12 protein-coding genes are annotated in these 16,276 nt (G+C 41.1%); 4 read left to right on the top strand and 8 right to left on the bottom strand.

The features are described from left to right. Positions 1–77 precede the first annotated feature (77 nt). Positions 78–1,175 carry a DNA polymerase IV gene (gene dinB / locus AC4HAL_RS08205; RefSeq protein ID WP_491093760.1) on the bottom strand — a complete coding sequence of 366 codons (1,098 nt, stop codon included), beginning with the start codon at positions 1,173–1,175 and terminating at the stop codon, positions 78–80. Positions 1,176–1,398: 223 nt separating this feature from the next. On the opposite strand from dinB, the gene pflB reads away from it, so the two are divergent. Beyond that, on the top strand, positions 1,399–3,732 hold the full coding sequence (gene pflB, locus AC4HAL_RS08200) for a formate C-acetyltransferase (RefSeq protein WP_491093759.1): 2,334 nt from the start codon (positions 1,399–1,401) through the stop codon (positions 3,730–3,732). 62 nt (positions 3,733–3,794) lie between these two features. Here the strand turns inward: pflB and AC4HAL_RS08195 are convergent, their stop codons facing one another. Both AC4HAL_RS08195 and AC4HAL_RS08190 read right to left on the bottom strand, forming a co-directional pair. Continuing rightward, on the bottom strand, positions 3,795–4,721 hold the full coding sequence (locus AC4HAL_RS08195) for a serine hydrolase domain-containing protein (RefSeq protein ID WP_491093758.1): 927 nt from the start codon (positions 4,719–4,721) through the stop codon (positions 3,795–3,797). Then, positions 4,718–5,470, bottom strand: coding sequence for a CppA N-terminal domain-containing protein (locus AC4HAL_RS08190; protein ID WP_491093757.1), 753 nt, complete (start codon positions 5,468–5,470; stop codon positions 4,718–4,720). The genes AC4HAL_RS08195 and AC4HAL_RS08190 overlap by 4 nt, the downstream gene beginning before the upstream one ends. Before the next feature lie 255 nt (positions 5,471–5,725). On the opposite strand from AC4HAL_RS08190, the gene AC4HAL_RS08185 reads away from it, so the two are divergent. Then, positions 5,726–6,607 carry a TSUP family transporter gene (locus AC4HAL_RS08185; RefSeq protein ID WP_447451858.1) on the top strand — a complete coding sequence of 294 codons (882 nt, stop codon included), beginning with the start codon at positions 5,726–5,728 and terminating at the stop codon, positions 6,605–6,607. A 248-nt stretch (positions 6,608–6,855) separates the two neighbouring features. On the opposite strand, the gene gla is transcribed toward AC4HAL_RS08185, so the two are convergent. Further along, entirely contained in the window at positions 6,856–7,737 is an 882-nt protein-coding gene (gene gla / locus AC4HAL_RS08180; protein WP_447451857.1) for an aquaglyceroporin Gla, read from the bottom strand. Positions 7,738–7,859: 122 nt separating this feature from the next. Here gla and AC4HAL_RS08175 point away from each other — a divergent pair, with 122 nt between their 5' ends. Both AC4HAL_RS08175 and AC4HAL_RS08170 read left to right on the top strand, forming a co-directional pair. Next, positions 7,860–10,136, top strand: coding sequence for a Xaa-Pro dipeptidyl-peptidase (locus AC4HAL_RS08175; RefSeq protein ID WP_491093756.1), 2,277 nt, complete (start codon positions 7,860–7,862; stop codon positions 10,134–10,136). 122 nt (positions 10,137–10,258) lie between these two features. After that, positions 10,259–11,209 carry an IS30 family transposase gene (locus AC4HAL_RS08170; protein ID WP_491093755.1) on the top strand — a complete coding sequence of 317 codons (951 nt, stop codon included), beginning with the start codon at positions 10,259–10,261 and terminating at the stop codon, positions 11,207–11,209. Positions 11,210–11,696: 487 nt separating this feature from the next. On the opposite strand, the gene AC4HAL_RS08165 is transcribed toward AC4HAL_RS08170, so the two are convergent. The 4 genes from AC4HAL_RS08165 to trxB form a co-directional block, all read right to left on the bottom strand. Next, entirely contained in the window at positions 11,697–12,389 is a 693-nt protein-coding gene (locus AC4HAL_RS08165) for a LexA family transcriptional regulator (RefSeq protein WP_447451855.1), read from the bottom strand. 544 nt (positions 12,390–12,933) lie between these two features. Continuing rightward, positions 12,934–13,755: an NAD(+) synthase gene (gene nadE, locus AC4HAL_RS08160; RefSeq protein ID WP_491093754.1), complete on the bottom strand. Its 822-nt coding sequence runs from the start codon at positions 13,753–13,755 to the stop codon at positions 12,934–12,936. A 10-nt stretch (positions 13,756–13,765) separates the two neighbouring features. After that, positions 13,766–15,223, bottom strand: coding sequence for a nicotinate phosphoribosyltransferase (locus tag AC4HAL_RS08155; RefSeq protein WP_491093753.1), 1,458 nt, complete (start codon positions 15,221–15,223; stop codon positions 13,766–13,768). A gap of 98 nt (positions 15,224–15,321) precedes the next feature. After that, complete coding sequence (gene trxB, locus AC4HAL_RS08150) at positions 15,322–16,236, bottom strand: thioredoxin-disulfide reductase (protein WP_491093752.1); 915 nt, start codon at positions 16,234–16,236, stop codon at positions 15,322–15,324. Between the last annotated feature and the right edge of the window lie 40 nt (positions 16,237–16,276).

The following is a 16,276-nucleotide window of genomic DNA, read 5'->3' as shown; positions in this document are numbered from 1 at the left end:
GGAATTAATACTTTTACTTATTCTAACTAAAACGAATGGATCTGGACAAACCAAGTTACCAGACCCATTCGTTTTTATTAAATATCCAGAGGAATATCTTCTCTATGATCTTCCAATCCTGCTACCGTAACACCCAAAAGCCGTACTCCCAAAGTTGTCCTGTCCTCTAGTTCATCAAAAATAGCGCAGGCTTCCTTTTCAATAGTATCACCATCATGGGTAGCTGACTCTAGGCTATGGCGCTTAGTCAGGGTCGAAAAATCCGAATATCTAACCTTTAGCACAATGATCCGCCCCTGTTTTTGATGCTGCTCTAGACTAGCCGCAACCCGTCTGACATTTTTTGCAATCTCTGCCCTAATATCCTCCTCGCTGTAAAGAAGTTTACCATAAGTACGTTCACTGCCAATAGACTTGCGCTCACGATTGGGCTTAACAGGACTGTTAGAAATTCCCCTTGCCTTGCGGTATAAGTCGTAACCAAAACGGCCAAAATAATCAATTAAAGTCATCTCAGGTACAGCCTGCAAATCGCCTCCCGTATAAATACCTAACTCATGTAGACGCTTGACCGACTGCTTACCGACACCGTGAAATTTTTCTATCGGTAAAGTGCTTAAGAAATCTTCTGCCTCCTCTGGTAAAATCAAAGTCAAACCGTGGGGTTTTTCAAAATCACTAGCTAGCTTGGCCAAAAATTTATTATAGGAGACGCCAGCTGAACAAGTTAAACGCAATTCATGCCAGATATCAAACTGAATCATTTTCGCAACTTTGACAGCTGATTTAAGTCCTTTCTTATTATCTGTAACATCCAGATAAGCCTCATCAATGGACATAGGTTCTACTAAATCCGTATAGCGTCTAAAAATCTCCCGAATACGAGTACCAATACTACGGTATTTCTGATAATTACCAGAAATAAAAATAGCATCTGGACAGCGTTCCAAGGCTTCTTTTGCATTCATAGCTGAATGAATTCCGTATTTTCTAGCTTCATAATTACAAGTAGAAACAACACCGCGCCCGCCAGTCTTTCTTGGATCGGCTCCAATAATAACCGGCTTTCCAACCAGCTCAGGATTATCGCGCTCCTCAACAGCAGCAAAAAAAGCGTCCATGTCAATATGGATAATTTTTCTGCTAGTATCGTTCAAGAGAGGAAAAATGAGCATACACAGGCCTTCTTTTATATTTTTGTTAGTTTATTATACAACATTTTCTGTGAGATTTCCAATCAAGCAATTTATAAGACAGTTAAAAGAATTTTAGAAACTGTATTATAAAAGAAACCCCTATTATCGGATTTTTTTCTTGTGAAAACGGTTACTCTGTGTTACTATTATACTGTAAATTGTAACAGATAAATCTGTTACTAGATTAGGAGAATTTTTTATCATGGCTACTGTCAAAACCAACACTGATGTCTTTGAAAAAGCTTGGGAAGGCTTCAAAGGTACCGACTGGAGAGAAAAAGCAAGTATTGCCCGCTTTGTGCAAGCAAACTATACCCCTTACGATGGTGACGAAAGCTTCTTGGCTGGTCCAACTGAACGGACCTTGCACATCAAAAAGCTCGTAGATGAAACTAAAGCTGGTTACGAAGCGCAAGGACGCTTCCCGATGGATACTCGCCCAACATCAATCGCTGATATCGATGCTGGTTATATCGACAAAGATCAAGAATTGATCTACGGTATTCAAAATGATGAGCTCTTCAAGCTTAACTTTATGCCAAAAGGCGGTATCCGCATGGCCGAAACCGCTTTGAAGGAACACGGATACGAACCAGATCCAGCTGTTCATGAAATCTTTACAAAACATGTGACAACTGTTAATGATGGTATCTTCCGTGCTTACACTTCAAATATTCGTCGTGCTCGTCACGCCCACACTGTAACTGGTTTGCCAGATGCATACTCACGCGGACGTATCATCGGTGTTTATGCTCGTCTTGCCCTTTATGGTGCTGACTACCTTATGCAGGAAAAAGTTAATGATTGGAATGCTTTAACAGAAATTGACGAAGAAACCATTCGTCTCCGTGAAGAAGTTAACCTGCAATATCAAGCTTTACAAGATGTTGTTAAATTAGGTGACCTTTATGGTCTTGATGTCCGCCGTCCTGCTTATGATACAAAAGAAGCTGTTCAATGGACTAATATTGCCTTCATGGCTGTCTGCCGTGTTATCAATGGTGCGGCTACTTCTCTTGGACGTGTTCCAATCGTTCTTGACATCTATGCTGAACGTGACTTGGCTCGCGGTACTTATACTGAAAGTGAAATCCAAGAATTTATTGACGATTTCGTTATGAAACTGCGTACGGTTAAATTTGCCCGCACTAAAGCATACGATGAACTGTATTCAGGTGACCCTACCTTTATCACTACTTCTATGGCTGGTATGGGAGCGGATGGCCGTCACCGTGTTACCAAGATGGATTATCGTTTCTTAAACACCTTGGATAATATTGGTAATTCACCAGAACCAAACCTGACTGTTCTTTGGACAGATAAATTGCCATACGCTTTCCGTCATTACTGCATGCATATGAGTCATAAGCACTCTTCTATCCAGTACGAAGGTGTGACAACAATGGCTAAAGACGGTTACGGTGAAATGAGCTGTATCTCATGCTGTGTATCACCGCTTGACCCTGAAAATGAAGAGCAACGCCACAACATCCAATACTTTGGTGCTCGTGTAAATGTTCTGAAAGCTCTCTTGACTGGTCTTAACGGTGGTTACGATGATGTTCATAAAGACTACAAGGTCTTCGATATCGAGCCTATCCGTGATGATGTCCTAGACTTTGATACTGTTAAGGAAAACTTTGAAAAATCATTAGATTGGTTGACTGATACTTATGTTGACGCCCTTAACATCATCCACTACATGACTGATAAGTACAACTATGAAGCTGTACAAATGGCCTTCTTGCCTACTCATCAACGTGCTAACATGGGATTCGGTATCTGTGGTTTTGCCAACACAGTTGATACGCTTTCAGCTATCAAGTATGCTACTGTTAAACCAATTCGTGATGAAGATGGCTACATCTACGATTACGAAACAACTGGTGATTACCCACGTTGGGGTGAAGACGATCCTCGTTCAAACGAACTAGCAGAATGGTTGATCGAAGCCTACACGACTCGTCTTCGCAGCCACAAGCTTTACAAGAATGCTGAAGCTACTGTATCACTTCTTACAATCACATCTAATGTTGCTTACTCTAAACAAACTGGTAACTCACCAGTCCACAAGGGTGTTTACCTCAACGAAGATGGCACTGTCAACCTATCTAAGTTGGAATTCTTCTCACCAGGTGCTAACCCTTCTAACAAGGCAAAGGGTGGTTGGTTGCAAAACCTTAACTCTCTTGCAAGCCTTGACTTTGGCTATGCAGCAGATGGTATCTCATTGACCACTCAAGTTTCTCCACGTGCTCTTGGTAAGACTCGTGATGAACAAGTAGATAATCTTGTTACTATCCTTGATGGTTACTTTGAAAATGGTGGCCAACACGTCAACCTCAATGTCATGGACCTTAAAGATGTTTACGACAAGATCATGAATGGTGAAGATGTTATCGTTCGTATCTCTGGTTACTGTGTTAACACTAAGTACCTGACTAAGGAACAAAAGACTGAATTGACGCAACGTGTCTTCCACGAAGTTCTTTCAATGGATGATGCAGCTGAAGCCATTTCAGGCCAAGCTAAATAAAATCCATTTATAAAAGGCTTTGCCGCTTAGGCAAAGTCTTTTTTACTTTGAGATTTTCCCCGTCACTGCCCCAAGGCTTCTTTGATGACTGCAATGAGCTCATCACGATCCAAAATCCACTGAGCTCGTTCATCCTTATCGTAAGTGCGGTTAGATAGGAAAATAGCAGCTTGCTGTTCCTTACGATTAAACATAATAAAAGTACCAGTGTAGCCAGTATGGAGGAGCCAGTCCCCTTGCTTGTCCCAAGCAAGACTGCGTTCCTTATGTCCTGAAGGAGCATAATTGTGACGAAGGGATTTTGCAAAATCCTGTATCAAATAAGCCTGACTAAAGAGCTCTAAATCCTTTAAAGTTGAGAAAAGGCCTGCAGAACCCGTATGAACCCCCAGAACCTGCGCTTTGGGATCATGAACTCGACCAGATGGTAAACCTTTTACTGTCGGTACTGCCGCTGCTACAGGCCCAAAACCTGTTTCTGACATTCCAAAAGGTTTAAATACACGTTCAGAAAAAAGTTGAGATAGGGATTGACCAGTCACGCGCTCAAGCATAAAACCAAGTAGGATAAAGTTAATATCAGTATAGTGGAAATCCTTTTTTTCTATCACCTGAATGTTGTTAATAGCCGCTTTCAAACCTGCTGCATCTAAATCATCCCGATTCGGAATAAAGGGCTCAATACCAGAAGTATGGGTCAGGAGCTGACGAATGGTGACCTGCCCATTATCAAAGTCAGGATAATAGAGCTTGAGCGGTTGATCCAGCCGAATAGTTCCTTCATCAATCAATTGAAGTATCACAGTACCAACTCCCACAACCTTGGAAACACTGGCCAAATCATAAACCAAGTCTGGTCCAACCGGTAGGTGCCCATCCTGAGTGCCTAGATAATATTCCTGCCAGTCACCACGATACAGACCTAGACTGGCACCACGATAAATACCAGCCTCAATCTGGGCCCTAATTTTATCTAAAATAACTTTCATTTACTGAACCAAATTTCTACACGGCTAGGATCTGAAAGAACAAGCACAGTCTGAGCCCTATCCAAGTAAACATCCAGCCCTAAAGTTTCAAGATGAGATTTCAGCATTGATAGATCATAGTCGTCTGGAACATGATATTCAAGAAACTCAAGATCCCAAGTGCTATTAGGTTCAGCCTGTAAATCGGATCCTTGAGTTAAACGTAAATCCGGCAGAAAAGATAAGCCAGCAAAATACTGATAAAAATGATTCGATTGCTGTAAATCAGGAACATTTAAAATAAGCTTATCCACTTGATAGTCAGATAGACCCTGAAAATTTTCTATAGTTTGGAAAGACCACTTCTGATTAGAGATATCTTTCAGACTAGACACATCGTCTTCCGCATGTAGCAAGATAGTATCTCCTTCTGGCGACAGAGCTTCAAAAGCATAGCCATTGTCGCCTTTATAAAGGTGTTGATAAGAGGCGCCTTTTGCTAAAAGAGCCTCGATCTCCCCTGCCACTGTTGCTTTTATATAAAGACGATGGAGCTTTTTTGGCCCTTCTACCGCACGAACACGCATCGATGGTGACTCCTCAATCCGAAAACGATTAATTTTCTTAGCATGACCACCGAAAAAAACCTCGGTGTTTTCTTCCTTTAAAACCTTAAATCCCAGCGTCTTACAATAAAACTCTATATTACGTTCGCGATTATTCACCCGCAGAACAGGTGCTGATAAACTAATACCATCAAATATTGTCATAATACTCTCCTTATACAAAGTTCAAAACTCTTAAAAAGTAGCTATCATTTTAGAAAAGCACCGCTGCTCAAGCTAAAACGTGCTGGACTTAACCATTTTGGCTACTTGATTAAGGCCAATGCAATTGTATTTCTAAATCGTGATTTCTCAACCCGATCTCCTCCATTTTAGTCAAAAACTATCCATTTGACAAATAATTATGCGCCCTAAGCAAAAACTATTTACTATTATGTTTTTTTTCTGTAAACTAGCTATATGAACGAAAATATTATCTTACATGTTATCCAAGCAACTTTGGTAATAGCTATGTTGGCGATTATCATCGAACTTTTTCTTCACATTCGCCATAAAAAAATTGATATTTTTAAACGCTTCTTCACGGGTTTTTGGATTGGCCTCATCACAGATATGCTAGATACCTTAGGAATTGGATCTTTTGCGACGACGACAACCCTCTTTAAAATTACTAAACTTAATGATGATGATAGCAAGTTGCCGGGTACTATGAATACAGCCCATGTTATTCCAGTTATGGTGCAAGCTCTTTGCTTTATTCTGGTTGTTAAAGTTGAGCCTTTGACCCTGGTTCTCATGGCAGCAGCTTCCTTCTTTGGCGCCCTCTATGGAACACGAATCACCAAAAATTGGAATGAAAAATTAGTCCAACTGATTCTAGGTAGTCTGTTGATTGTTGCAGCCTTAATCATGCTCTACCGCATGCTTACTAACCCTGGAAATAACCTGTCCAATAGCATCCATGGTCTGCACGGTATCTGGCTCATCGTCGGGGTAATATTCAATTTTATCATTGGAATCCTCATGACAATGGGATTAGGCAACTACGCACCTGAGCTCATCTTCTTCTCACTTATGGGACTCAGCCCAACCATTGCTATGCCGGTTATGATGCTGGATGCGGCCATGATTATGACAGCTTCCAGTACACAATTTATCAAGGCCGACCGTGTTAATTGGACCGGCTATGCTGGTCTTGTTCTTGGAGGTATCATTGGAGTGCTGATTGCTGTTAGATTTTTGACGAGCATCGATCTCAATACTCTCAAAACATTGGTCGTGGGTATCGTTATCTTTACTGGTATTATGCTTATCCGCTCGTCCCTTATCAAAAAAATCTAGCTTAAAGCTAGATTTTTTTGATAAATTATAAAGATAAGCTACCTCAGACGCCAGGCATTTCTAGATATTTTTTAATATAAATACAGGCAGAGTTGCCTACTTGATTTTGAAGTCATGAAAACTCCTCCGCCGAATCTGACTCGCTCTCTCATTTCTAAGCTCGTGAAAAAACGCTCCACTGGAGCTGACTCGCTTTCTCATTCCTAAGCTCGTGAAAAAACGCTCCACTGGAGCGTTTTTTTCATCTATCACAGATACAAGGCTTTGAAGGCTGCAGCGGCGATAATACCTGCTAGAATTGGAGCTACAACCGGTACCCAAGCATACCACCATTTTGAATCTCCCTTGTTTTCTCCAAGAACCGTTTCTGGAAGAAGATGGTGAAGCAATCGAGGACCTAGGTCACGAGCAGGGTTAAGAGCTGGACCAGTCGGACCACCGAGAGAAATAACCAATGCTGCCACAAGGAACCCTAGTCCTAAATGCGCAACAGCAAGAGAACCACTAGTTAACAATGGAATTTGAGGACTTTGTTGGGATAGCACTTCTACTGTCATCCCAGTTTGCTCAGCGGCTTGCTTAAGAATATCTGTACCAAAATAATTTTTTGTCAAGGCAAGCGCCCCAAAAATTAGAACAAAGGTTCCAATAAATTCGTTAATAAAGCCATTGATCGTAGATGGACGTCGAGACTCTTCTGTACCATCATCCAAAGCTGAAATTGTCGAGAAAGAACCTAGGATAGCGTTTGGATCCTCTGTCTTTTGATAGTAAGCTGCATGACCAAGAACAAGCAAGCCTTGCCCAAGCATAGCACCTAAGAACTGAGCAATCAAATACCCTGGTACATAAGTCCATTTGAACAAGCCAGATACAGCTAATCCCAGTGTAAAAGCTGGGTTAATATGATTTCCTGAAACTGTACCAAACATAAGAGCTGGAAGCATTACGGCAAAGCCATACCCAAACCCTATTACCAACCAGCCAGATTTGTTTCCTTTAGTGCCTTTTAATTCAACATTAGCTACAGAACCATTACCAATTAAAACCATCAGCGCCGTTGCAATGACCTCTGTTCCATACTTAAGCAGCCATTCATGCGTCAGGGCCTCTTTAAAAAATTCATTCATTTGTCTAGCTTTCCCTTCTACTTACAAGTTTTAGACAGTTACCATTTTATCAAGTATAATAGATAAAGTAAAGATGTTAACGAAATTAAAACGCTTACTAGCAAGGAAAAGAAGGAAATACTATGCGATACAACCAATTTAGTTACATCCCTAGTTCGCTGGATCAAGCAGAGACAGAACTGCGGGCTTTGGGTTTTGATATTGATCGAAATTACTCTACTAAGCATAATTTAAAAAATTTTCTTGAAAGGTATTTTTTTCAATATCATGATAAAGACTTTCCTATCTCTAATCTCATTGCCGATTTTGATACGGACTTATGGACCTTTTTCCAATCGGGACAGCCGCTCACTGAAGAAATTTTTAATATCGTAGCCCTACAGTTGCTAGATTTTATTCCTCATGTTGATTTTAAAAATATAGAATCCTTTCTGACTGAACTTCACTTTCCTGTGCTTTACCAAGCTGAACAGTTTCCCAAGACTCTACATCAGCTGCTAGCAACACGACAGAAGACCGGCATGACCCTCATTGATAAATTGGTCAGTCAGGGGCTGATTCCCACAGACAATCACTATCATTTTTTCAATGGAAAAAGTTTGGCTACTTTTGATACTAACCGTATTATCCGTGAAGTTGTCTATGTCGAAACAGCAGTTGATAGTGACCACGATGGCCAAAACGATCTTATTCGTGTCCATATCATGCGTCCAGAATCCAACCAGCTCTTACCAGCAAGCATGACAGCCAGTCCCTACCACCAAGGTACCAATCCTGCTGCTAATGATAAAAAGATACACCAAATGGAAGAAAAGCTCAAGCCCAAAAAAGCTGAAACTATCACACTTGTCGATAAACCTATCCCTTCTCCTAACTATCGACTCTCCCAGAAACCAACGAGCCCAGCGCAAGAGACCTTTACACATATCGCCAATTATTCGCTTAATGATTATCTCCTTGCCCGCGGATTCGCTAATATTTATGTATCTGGGATAGGTACCTTAGCCTCCCAAGGATTTATGACCAGCGGGGACTATCAGCAAGTTAACGCTTTTCGAGCGGTTATTGACTGGCTCAATGGTCGTGCTAATGCGTTTACCACCCACAAGCGGCAACTCCAAGTAAAAGCAGACTGGGCCTCAGGCAAGGTGGTCACAACCGGACTCTCTTATCTGGGAACCATGTCAAATGCTCTAGCAACTACAGGAGTAGATGGCTTAGAAGTTATCATTGCTGAGGCGGGAATTTCCTCTTGGTATGACTACTATCGTGAAAATGGCTTAGTGTCCAGTCCTGGCGGCTATCCTGGGGAAGATTTAGACGTTTTGACAGAATACACCTACTCCAGAAATCTTCTAGCCGGAGAATATTTACGCAGCAATAACAACTATCAAGGCTTTCTCAAACAGCAAAGCCAGGCACTTGAGCGCGATAGCGGGAATTACAACCAATACTGGCACGATCGTAACTACCTTATTCATACCGATAAGATCAAAGCTGAAATCGTTATGACCCACGGCAGTCAGGATTGGAATGTCAAACCCATACATACCTACCAATTTTTCAGAGCTTTGCCCAGTCATGTTAAAAAGCATCTCTTTTTCCACAATGGTATGCATGTTTATATGAACAATTGGCAGTCTATTGATTTTCGAGAATGTATGAATGCCCTCTTAACCAAAAAACTGCTGGGGGTAGATAACCAATTTGAACTACCTGAGCTTATCTGGCAGGATAACCACCAGGAACAAAGTTGGCAAATTCTGGAGCAATTCGATAGCCAATATCAGCAGACTTTCAACTTAGGGAATAATGTGCCTATCATTCAAAATCATTACCAACAAGAGGTTTTTGATAGCTATTGCAAAGACTTTAATCATTTCAAGACTCAGCTTTTTAACAATAAAGCCCAGCAAGTGACAGTTGATTTGAACCTGACGAAAGACTTACTGATGAATGGTCGACCACGCTTAAAACTTAGGATTAAATCCTCTGCAAACAAGGGACTCTTGTCCGCTCAATTATTGGATTACGGCAAGAAAAAACGCCATAAGGATGTCCCAGCTGTTAAAGAAGCCCGAGGTATTGATAACGGTCGCCTTTATGCTAGAGAACACTGTATGGAACTGCCCTTTGCTGAAACACCCTACAGAGTGATTAGTAAAGCCAGTATCAATCTCCAAAATAGAAGCAGTCTTTTGAGGGTACAGGATATTGAGCCGGATCAATGGATGACTCTAATATTGGACTTACAGCCTAGCATCTATCAATTATCCAAAGGAGACACCCTCCGCCTCATTCTCTATACAACTGATTTTGAACATACCCTGCGCGATAACAGTGATTATTCCCTAAACCTTGATTTAGAGAAATCCCAGCTTATCATGCCAGTCAGTTAATAAACCCTCTCGCGATCCAATAGTTATAAATATCCCAATTTGTAAAATTAAGCTAGACAGAAAAAAGCCATTTATGTTAGGCTCAGATAAACACCACATTTGTCTGAGAGGAACTACCATAAATGACCTACACCCATCTTACCACAAACGAACTCGTAATGATAGAGGCTTACTACCAAGAAAACAAGAAAGTTGGTGATATTGCAAAATCTCTAGGGAGATCTAAGCAAACCATTTACAAGGTCATCCACTTTCTAAAAGAAGGTTACTCAGCCTATGAATACTATGAACAGTACAAAACGAATAAAAAGCGCTGTGGCCGTCGACAAACACAATTATCAAAGCCTGAGAAAAAGCTCATTGATGATCATCTGAAACGTGATTGGAGCTTAGATGTCATCAAGGGCGTTTACGCTGATGTTATTGCTTGTTCGATGCGGACTCTCTATCGTTTAGCTGATCGAGGGATCTTTGACAAACAAGAGCTCCCTTGGAAGGGAAAACGCAAACCCAATGGGAAAAAAGAAACACGAGGGAAGCAAGCCTTTCGTAGAGACATCCGTGAAAGGTCGACAGTTTATCCAGACTTTGACACTGAGTTTGGTCATCTTGAGGGTGATACCATCGTTGGTAAGAATCACAAGAGTGCGGTGATTACTCTAGTTGAGAAACAATCCAAAGCTATTATCACGCTTCAAACCGCAGGAAGAAAGGCTAGTGATATTGAATGCTCAATCAATCGCTGGCTCTCCCGATTTCCCAAACATCTGTTCAGGTCCATCACATTTGACTGTGGAAAAGAATTTTCTAACTGGAAATCCATTTCAAATCAACATGATATTGATATCTTCTTTGCGGATCCTGGTTGTCCTGGGCAACGAGGCCTTAATGAGCATTCTAACGGTCTTTTAAGAAGACACGGACTACCTAAGCAAATGGATTTCAACGGTATATCACAAACCATTTTATCAGCTATAGCTGATAGGAGAAACAAGATTCCTAGAAAATCTCTAAATTATCAAACCCCTTGTCATGTTTTTCTGAGTCAGGTGAAACTGTCCAACTTAATTTGACAATTTAAGTATAATAAAAAAGAAGGACTCCCGCACTATAAGGTAAGAGAGTCTTTTTTCTATAAATTCTAAATTAATCCGTCTTCTTCTAGTCTTTAGGTACCTTCCTGACATAGATAAAGCATGAAATCAGAAAGATAGTTTTGGTAAGTTTCTTTTATCTCCTTAAAATTAACTGAGAAAACTCTGGCAAGCTTCAACCATACAACTAAGCTCAATACCAGACTCTAAGAGCTCACAAGAAATTCAAAAATCATAAGTAGGTTGGCAGACAAAAAGAAAATTGGGATAGGCTTCCAAATCCTTGACCATATAGTCACAAGCAGAGGCTTGATAAACTTGGCCTGCCTGACGATGAATCCGAGCTAATTAGTTCCAAGCTTCTGCTCGCTTAGGATTAATCATAATAGCTCTCTCCCCAGCAAGTTTGGGCTTGGCTAGGTATTTGTTTTCTTCATAAATTCTAGCGGCCTGCTTCAAACCCTAACTATCCTTGAGCTTCTATTGGCATAAAATTGCCTACGATCTTTCCTACGATCCGCGGTTCCTCATCATAAGGAGCAAACTTGTCGGCATACTGCTGGTTAATCGATACTAAACGTAGACCACCTTCTTCACGATAGACTCGTTTGATATAGGTTTGACCGTCCCAATCCACCGCATAAACAGCTCCGTCATAATCAAATCCTGTTTGTTTAATCAATACAACTTCACCATTGAGATAGGTAGGTTCCATAGAATTTCCAAAAACCCAAGAAGCAAAATCATGGTCTAATTCCTCATCGTAAAAAACTTCATCATAATTGCCATCATTAAAATAAGTATAGCCAGTACCAGCAGATAGCCGTTCATAAACTTTGTAAGGATATAGCTGCTTACCAGCTTCCGATATCATTTTACCTTGACTGATTAAAAGGTGATTGGCAAAATCTAAAGTTTTTTTCTTATTCGTCTGGTTAAGCTGAACATAGGTCTCAACTATCTCATGCTCAGATAAAAAGTAGGATGGACTTACTTGTAAAATCTGACTGAGTTTATCCCAATTTTTTTGATTAGGTCTAGTGTGACCATTTTCCCAGTTAAAATACGATGGTCTGGAAATTCCTAGCTGACGAGCGAGATCAGCCTGAGATAGACCCAATTTCTGACGACGTTTCTTTAATTTTTCTGCCGAAAACATCTCATCCTCCAATACAAACACATTCGGCTCATCAGTTCTGTCTCTAGCAAGTTGAGCTGATCAGCATTGCTTTATCAAAAAAAATTAGTTTTTTAACTTACTATTAGTATACCATGTAACAAAGGAAGAAGCAAGAACCAAATTTACTAAAATAAATCCAAAAATAGCCTAAGGATATTCGAATGGGAGTGGGAAAGAACTCAAAACTTGAAAATTTTGGTTCTCACCACTCCCTGATTTTAAGGTGGTAATCTGAAACGGTCTCTCCCCAGACCTTTTTAATTGAGAAATAAAGCTTGTAAAACAAGTGTCAAAATGCTCCGCAGTCTGGGAATAGACTGCCAAAGCCTGCCACCTAAAAACAGGAAAGCGGAAGAGACCTGAGCCTTAAAATAAGAGAGTGACGAAAATCAAAATCATGATTTTATCACGATTTACTGATTGAGTCCCACTCTAAAATTTAAAAAATGGAAAACCGATAATCACTGGACCAGCCTCGCTTTTTGATTTTTGGGCTCGGGATAAAAAGGTCCACTGGACCTTTTTATTTCCAAAAGTCGTCAAAAACTGTAATAGGCAGATGGCGTTTATGCTGGCCCTTCTTCCACCAATTCTCAATCGTTTGCTGAGCTTGGGGACCGACGTTCTTACCTTCCAAATAATCGTCTATATCCTGATAGGTGACACCTAAGGCAAGCTCATCAGCAATCCCCGGTTTATCTTCCTCTAGATCAGCTGTCGGTACTTTTTCGTAGAGAGCCTTATTTGCCCCTAGCTCCGCCAGCAGCTGTTTACCTTGACGTTTATTCAGACGATAGAGCGGTAAAATATCAGCTCCACCATCGCCAAATTTAGTAAAAAATCCTGTGACATTCTCGGCAGCGTGGTCTGTTCCAATAACTGCCCCATCATTTTCACCCGCAACAGCATACTGAGTAATCATGCGTTGCCGAGCCTTAATATTCCCTTTATTGAAATCTGATACATTTACACCTGCCTTGGCTAATTCAGCAACCTGCCCATCAACAGCTTTCTTAATATTGATAGAAAGCGAAAGATCAGGCTGAATAAATTCCAAGGCAAGCTGGGCATCTGCCTCATCAGTTTGAATACCATAGGGAAGACGGATGGCGATAAAGCGATAATCCTTACCTGTCTCTTCACGTAATTCCTCAAGGGCCAGTTGAGCCAAGCGGCCTGCTAGGGTTGAATCCTGGCCTCCTGAAATTCCTAATACGTATGATTTCAAGAAGGGGTGTTTTTTCATATAATCTTTGAGAAAGTCAATAGAACGGCGAATCTCTTCTTGAGCATGAATAACCGGTTTTACTCCTAATTCTTGAATAATGGTATCTTGTAAGGTCATACTCTCCTCCTTAGAAATTCTCAGTTTGTTTAGCTTTATCACGCAGCTGATCGATTAAATCCATCTTATCCTGCCAAACATCTGGTGCTAAATCAACTGGATAATCCTGCGGATTGAGAACTCGTTTATATTCATCCCAGAGATCATCCAATTCTGCCTTGGCATAAGCCTTTATCTCCTCAAGAGTCGGCTGCTTATAGACCAAGCGCCCTTGCTCAAAAATATCAACCAAAAGGGGAACAGCACCAAAATTTTTCACTGTTTTATTGATATAGGTGTAAGTCGGGTGGAACATATGCAGCTCTTCTACTTCATTGACGTCGACATCATAATAGGTGATGTAATCCCCTTCCGACTTGCCTTTTTCACGACTCGTAATACGCCACACCTGCTTCTTGCCGGGTGTGGAAACTTTCTCAGCATTGTTGGAGAGTTTGATCGTGTTTTGCATTACGCCTCTATCATCTTCTAGGGCAACAATTTTATAAACTGCACCAAGAGCTGGCTGATCATAAGCTGTAATGAGCTTTGTGCCAACGCCCCAGACATCAATCTTAGCCTTTTGCATCTTAAGGTTTAAAATGGTATTTTCATCCAAATCATTAGAAGCGTAAATATGGGCATCCGTAAATCCAGCCTCATCTAGTTGCTTACGAACTTTCTTAGATAGATAAGCTAAGTCCCCTGAATCTAAACGCACACCCAGAAAATTAATCTTATTCCCCAATTCTTTGGCAACACGGATAGCAGCCGGAACCCCTAAGCGAAGAGTATCATAGGTGTCAACAAGAAAAACACAGTCCCTGTGGGTTTTAGCATAAGCCATAAAAGCATCGTAGTCATTGCCATAAGTCTGTACGAGAGCGTGGGCATGGGTGCCAGAGACGGGAATGCCAAACATTTTACCCGCCCGTACATTAGAAGTGGCATTAGCGCCACCGATGACTGCTGCTCGTGTTCCCCAGATGGCAGCATCCATTTCTTGAGCTCGGCGTGTCCCAAACTCTAAGAGAGGCTCATCTTCAATAACTGAACGAATACGAGCTGCCTTGGTTGCAATCAATGTTTGATAATTGACAATATTTAAAATGGCTGTTTCAACTAACTGACACTGAGCCAGAGGGCCTTCGATTTGAACAATGGGCTCATTAGCAAAAACTAAATCTCCTTCTCTTGCTGACTTAACGGTTAAAGTCATTTCCAGATTTTTTAGATAGGCTAAAAAATCTGCTGGATAACCCAAATCTTTTAAATAGGCTAAATCTGTCTCCGAAAAATGCAGCTGCTCTAGGTATTGAATAATTCTTTCTAAACCTGCAAAAATTGCATAGCCATTCGCAAAAGGCTCCTTGCGGAAAAAAACCTCAAACACGGCTCTTTTATTATGAATGCCCTGTTCAAAATAAACCTGCATCATATTGATTTGGTATAAATCTGTATGTAATGTTAAACTGTCATCTTGGTACATGAAGGTCTCCTTCTGATGCTAAAAGCGTATAAAGTTGTGACTATTATAACATAATTTAAAAAGTTGGGATTTCCTCCCAACTTCGATTTAAAAGATCACTAAGCATGTTCAGTGAGATATTTATAGACTTCCTGGCCAGCAACCGCACCATCTCCAACGGAAGTCGTAATTTGGCGTAAGTCTTTCTGGCGGACATCTCCGATAGCAAATACACCGTCAACACTCGTCTTCATATCTGTATCGGTGATCACCCAGCCTGCTTCATCAGTGACTCCCAAATCAGCAGCCATACTAGAAACAGGATCAAGGCCAACATAGACAAAGACGCCACCAAAATCATGATTCGTTACTTGGCCGGTCTTTACATTTTTGATATCAACCGAACGGACCTTGACGTCATCACCCTTGATCTCTTCGACAACAGAATCCCAGATAAAATCAATCTTATCATTGGCAAAGGCACGGTCCTGCAAAATCTTTTGTGCCCGCAGCTCATCGCGACGATGCACAATAGTCACCTTGTTAGCAAACTGTGTCAAATAAAGTCCTTCTTCAACAGCAGAATCGCCGCCGCCAACAACTAAGAGATCCTGACCGCGGAAAAAAGCACCGTCACAAACCGCACAGTAAGAAACACCCCGGCTATTAAATTCCCGCTCACCCTTGACACCAATCAGGCGGTGCTTAGCACCGGTAGCTAGAATGATCGTCTTAGCATCAAAATGGTCATCACTGGTCAATACGCGTTTAAAATTACCATGGTCTTCAATCTTGTCAACAATACCATAAATGTTTTCAACACCGAACTTCTCCAGTGGTTCATACATCTTCATTGACAAATCCGGACCTGAAATAGTTTCAAATCCTGGATAGTTCTCTATATCTGAAGTATTATTCATCTGACCGCCTGGGGCCCCTTGTTCAATAACACCAACCTTTAAATTGCTGCGTCCTGCATAAAGAGCCGCTGTCATCCCTGCTGGACCAGAGCCAATAATCAATGTATCATACATAGTTTTTACTCCCCTCACTTCAGTATGTGCTCCTAGTTTA

The organism is Streptococcus sp. ELY_125, from assembly GCF_058314535.1.
This window is presented reverse-complemented; position numbering and strand designations above follow the sequence as displayed.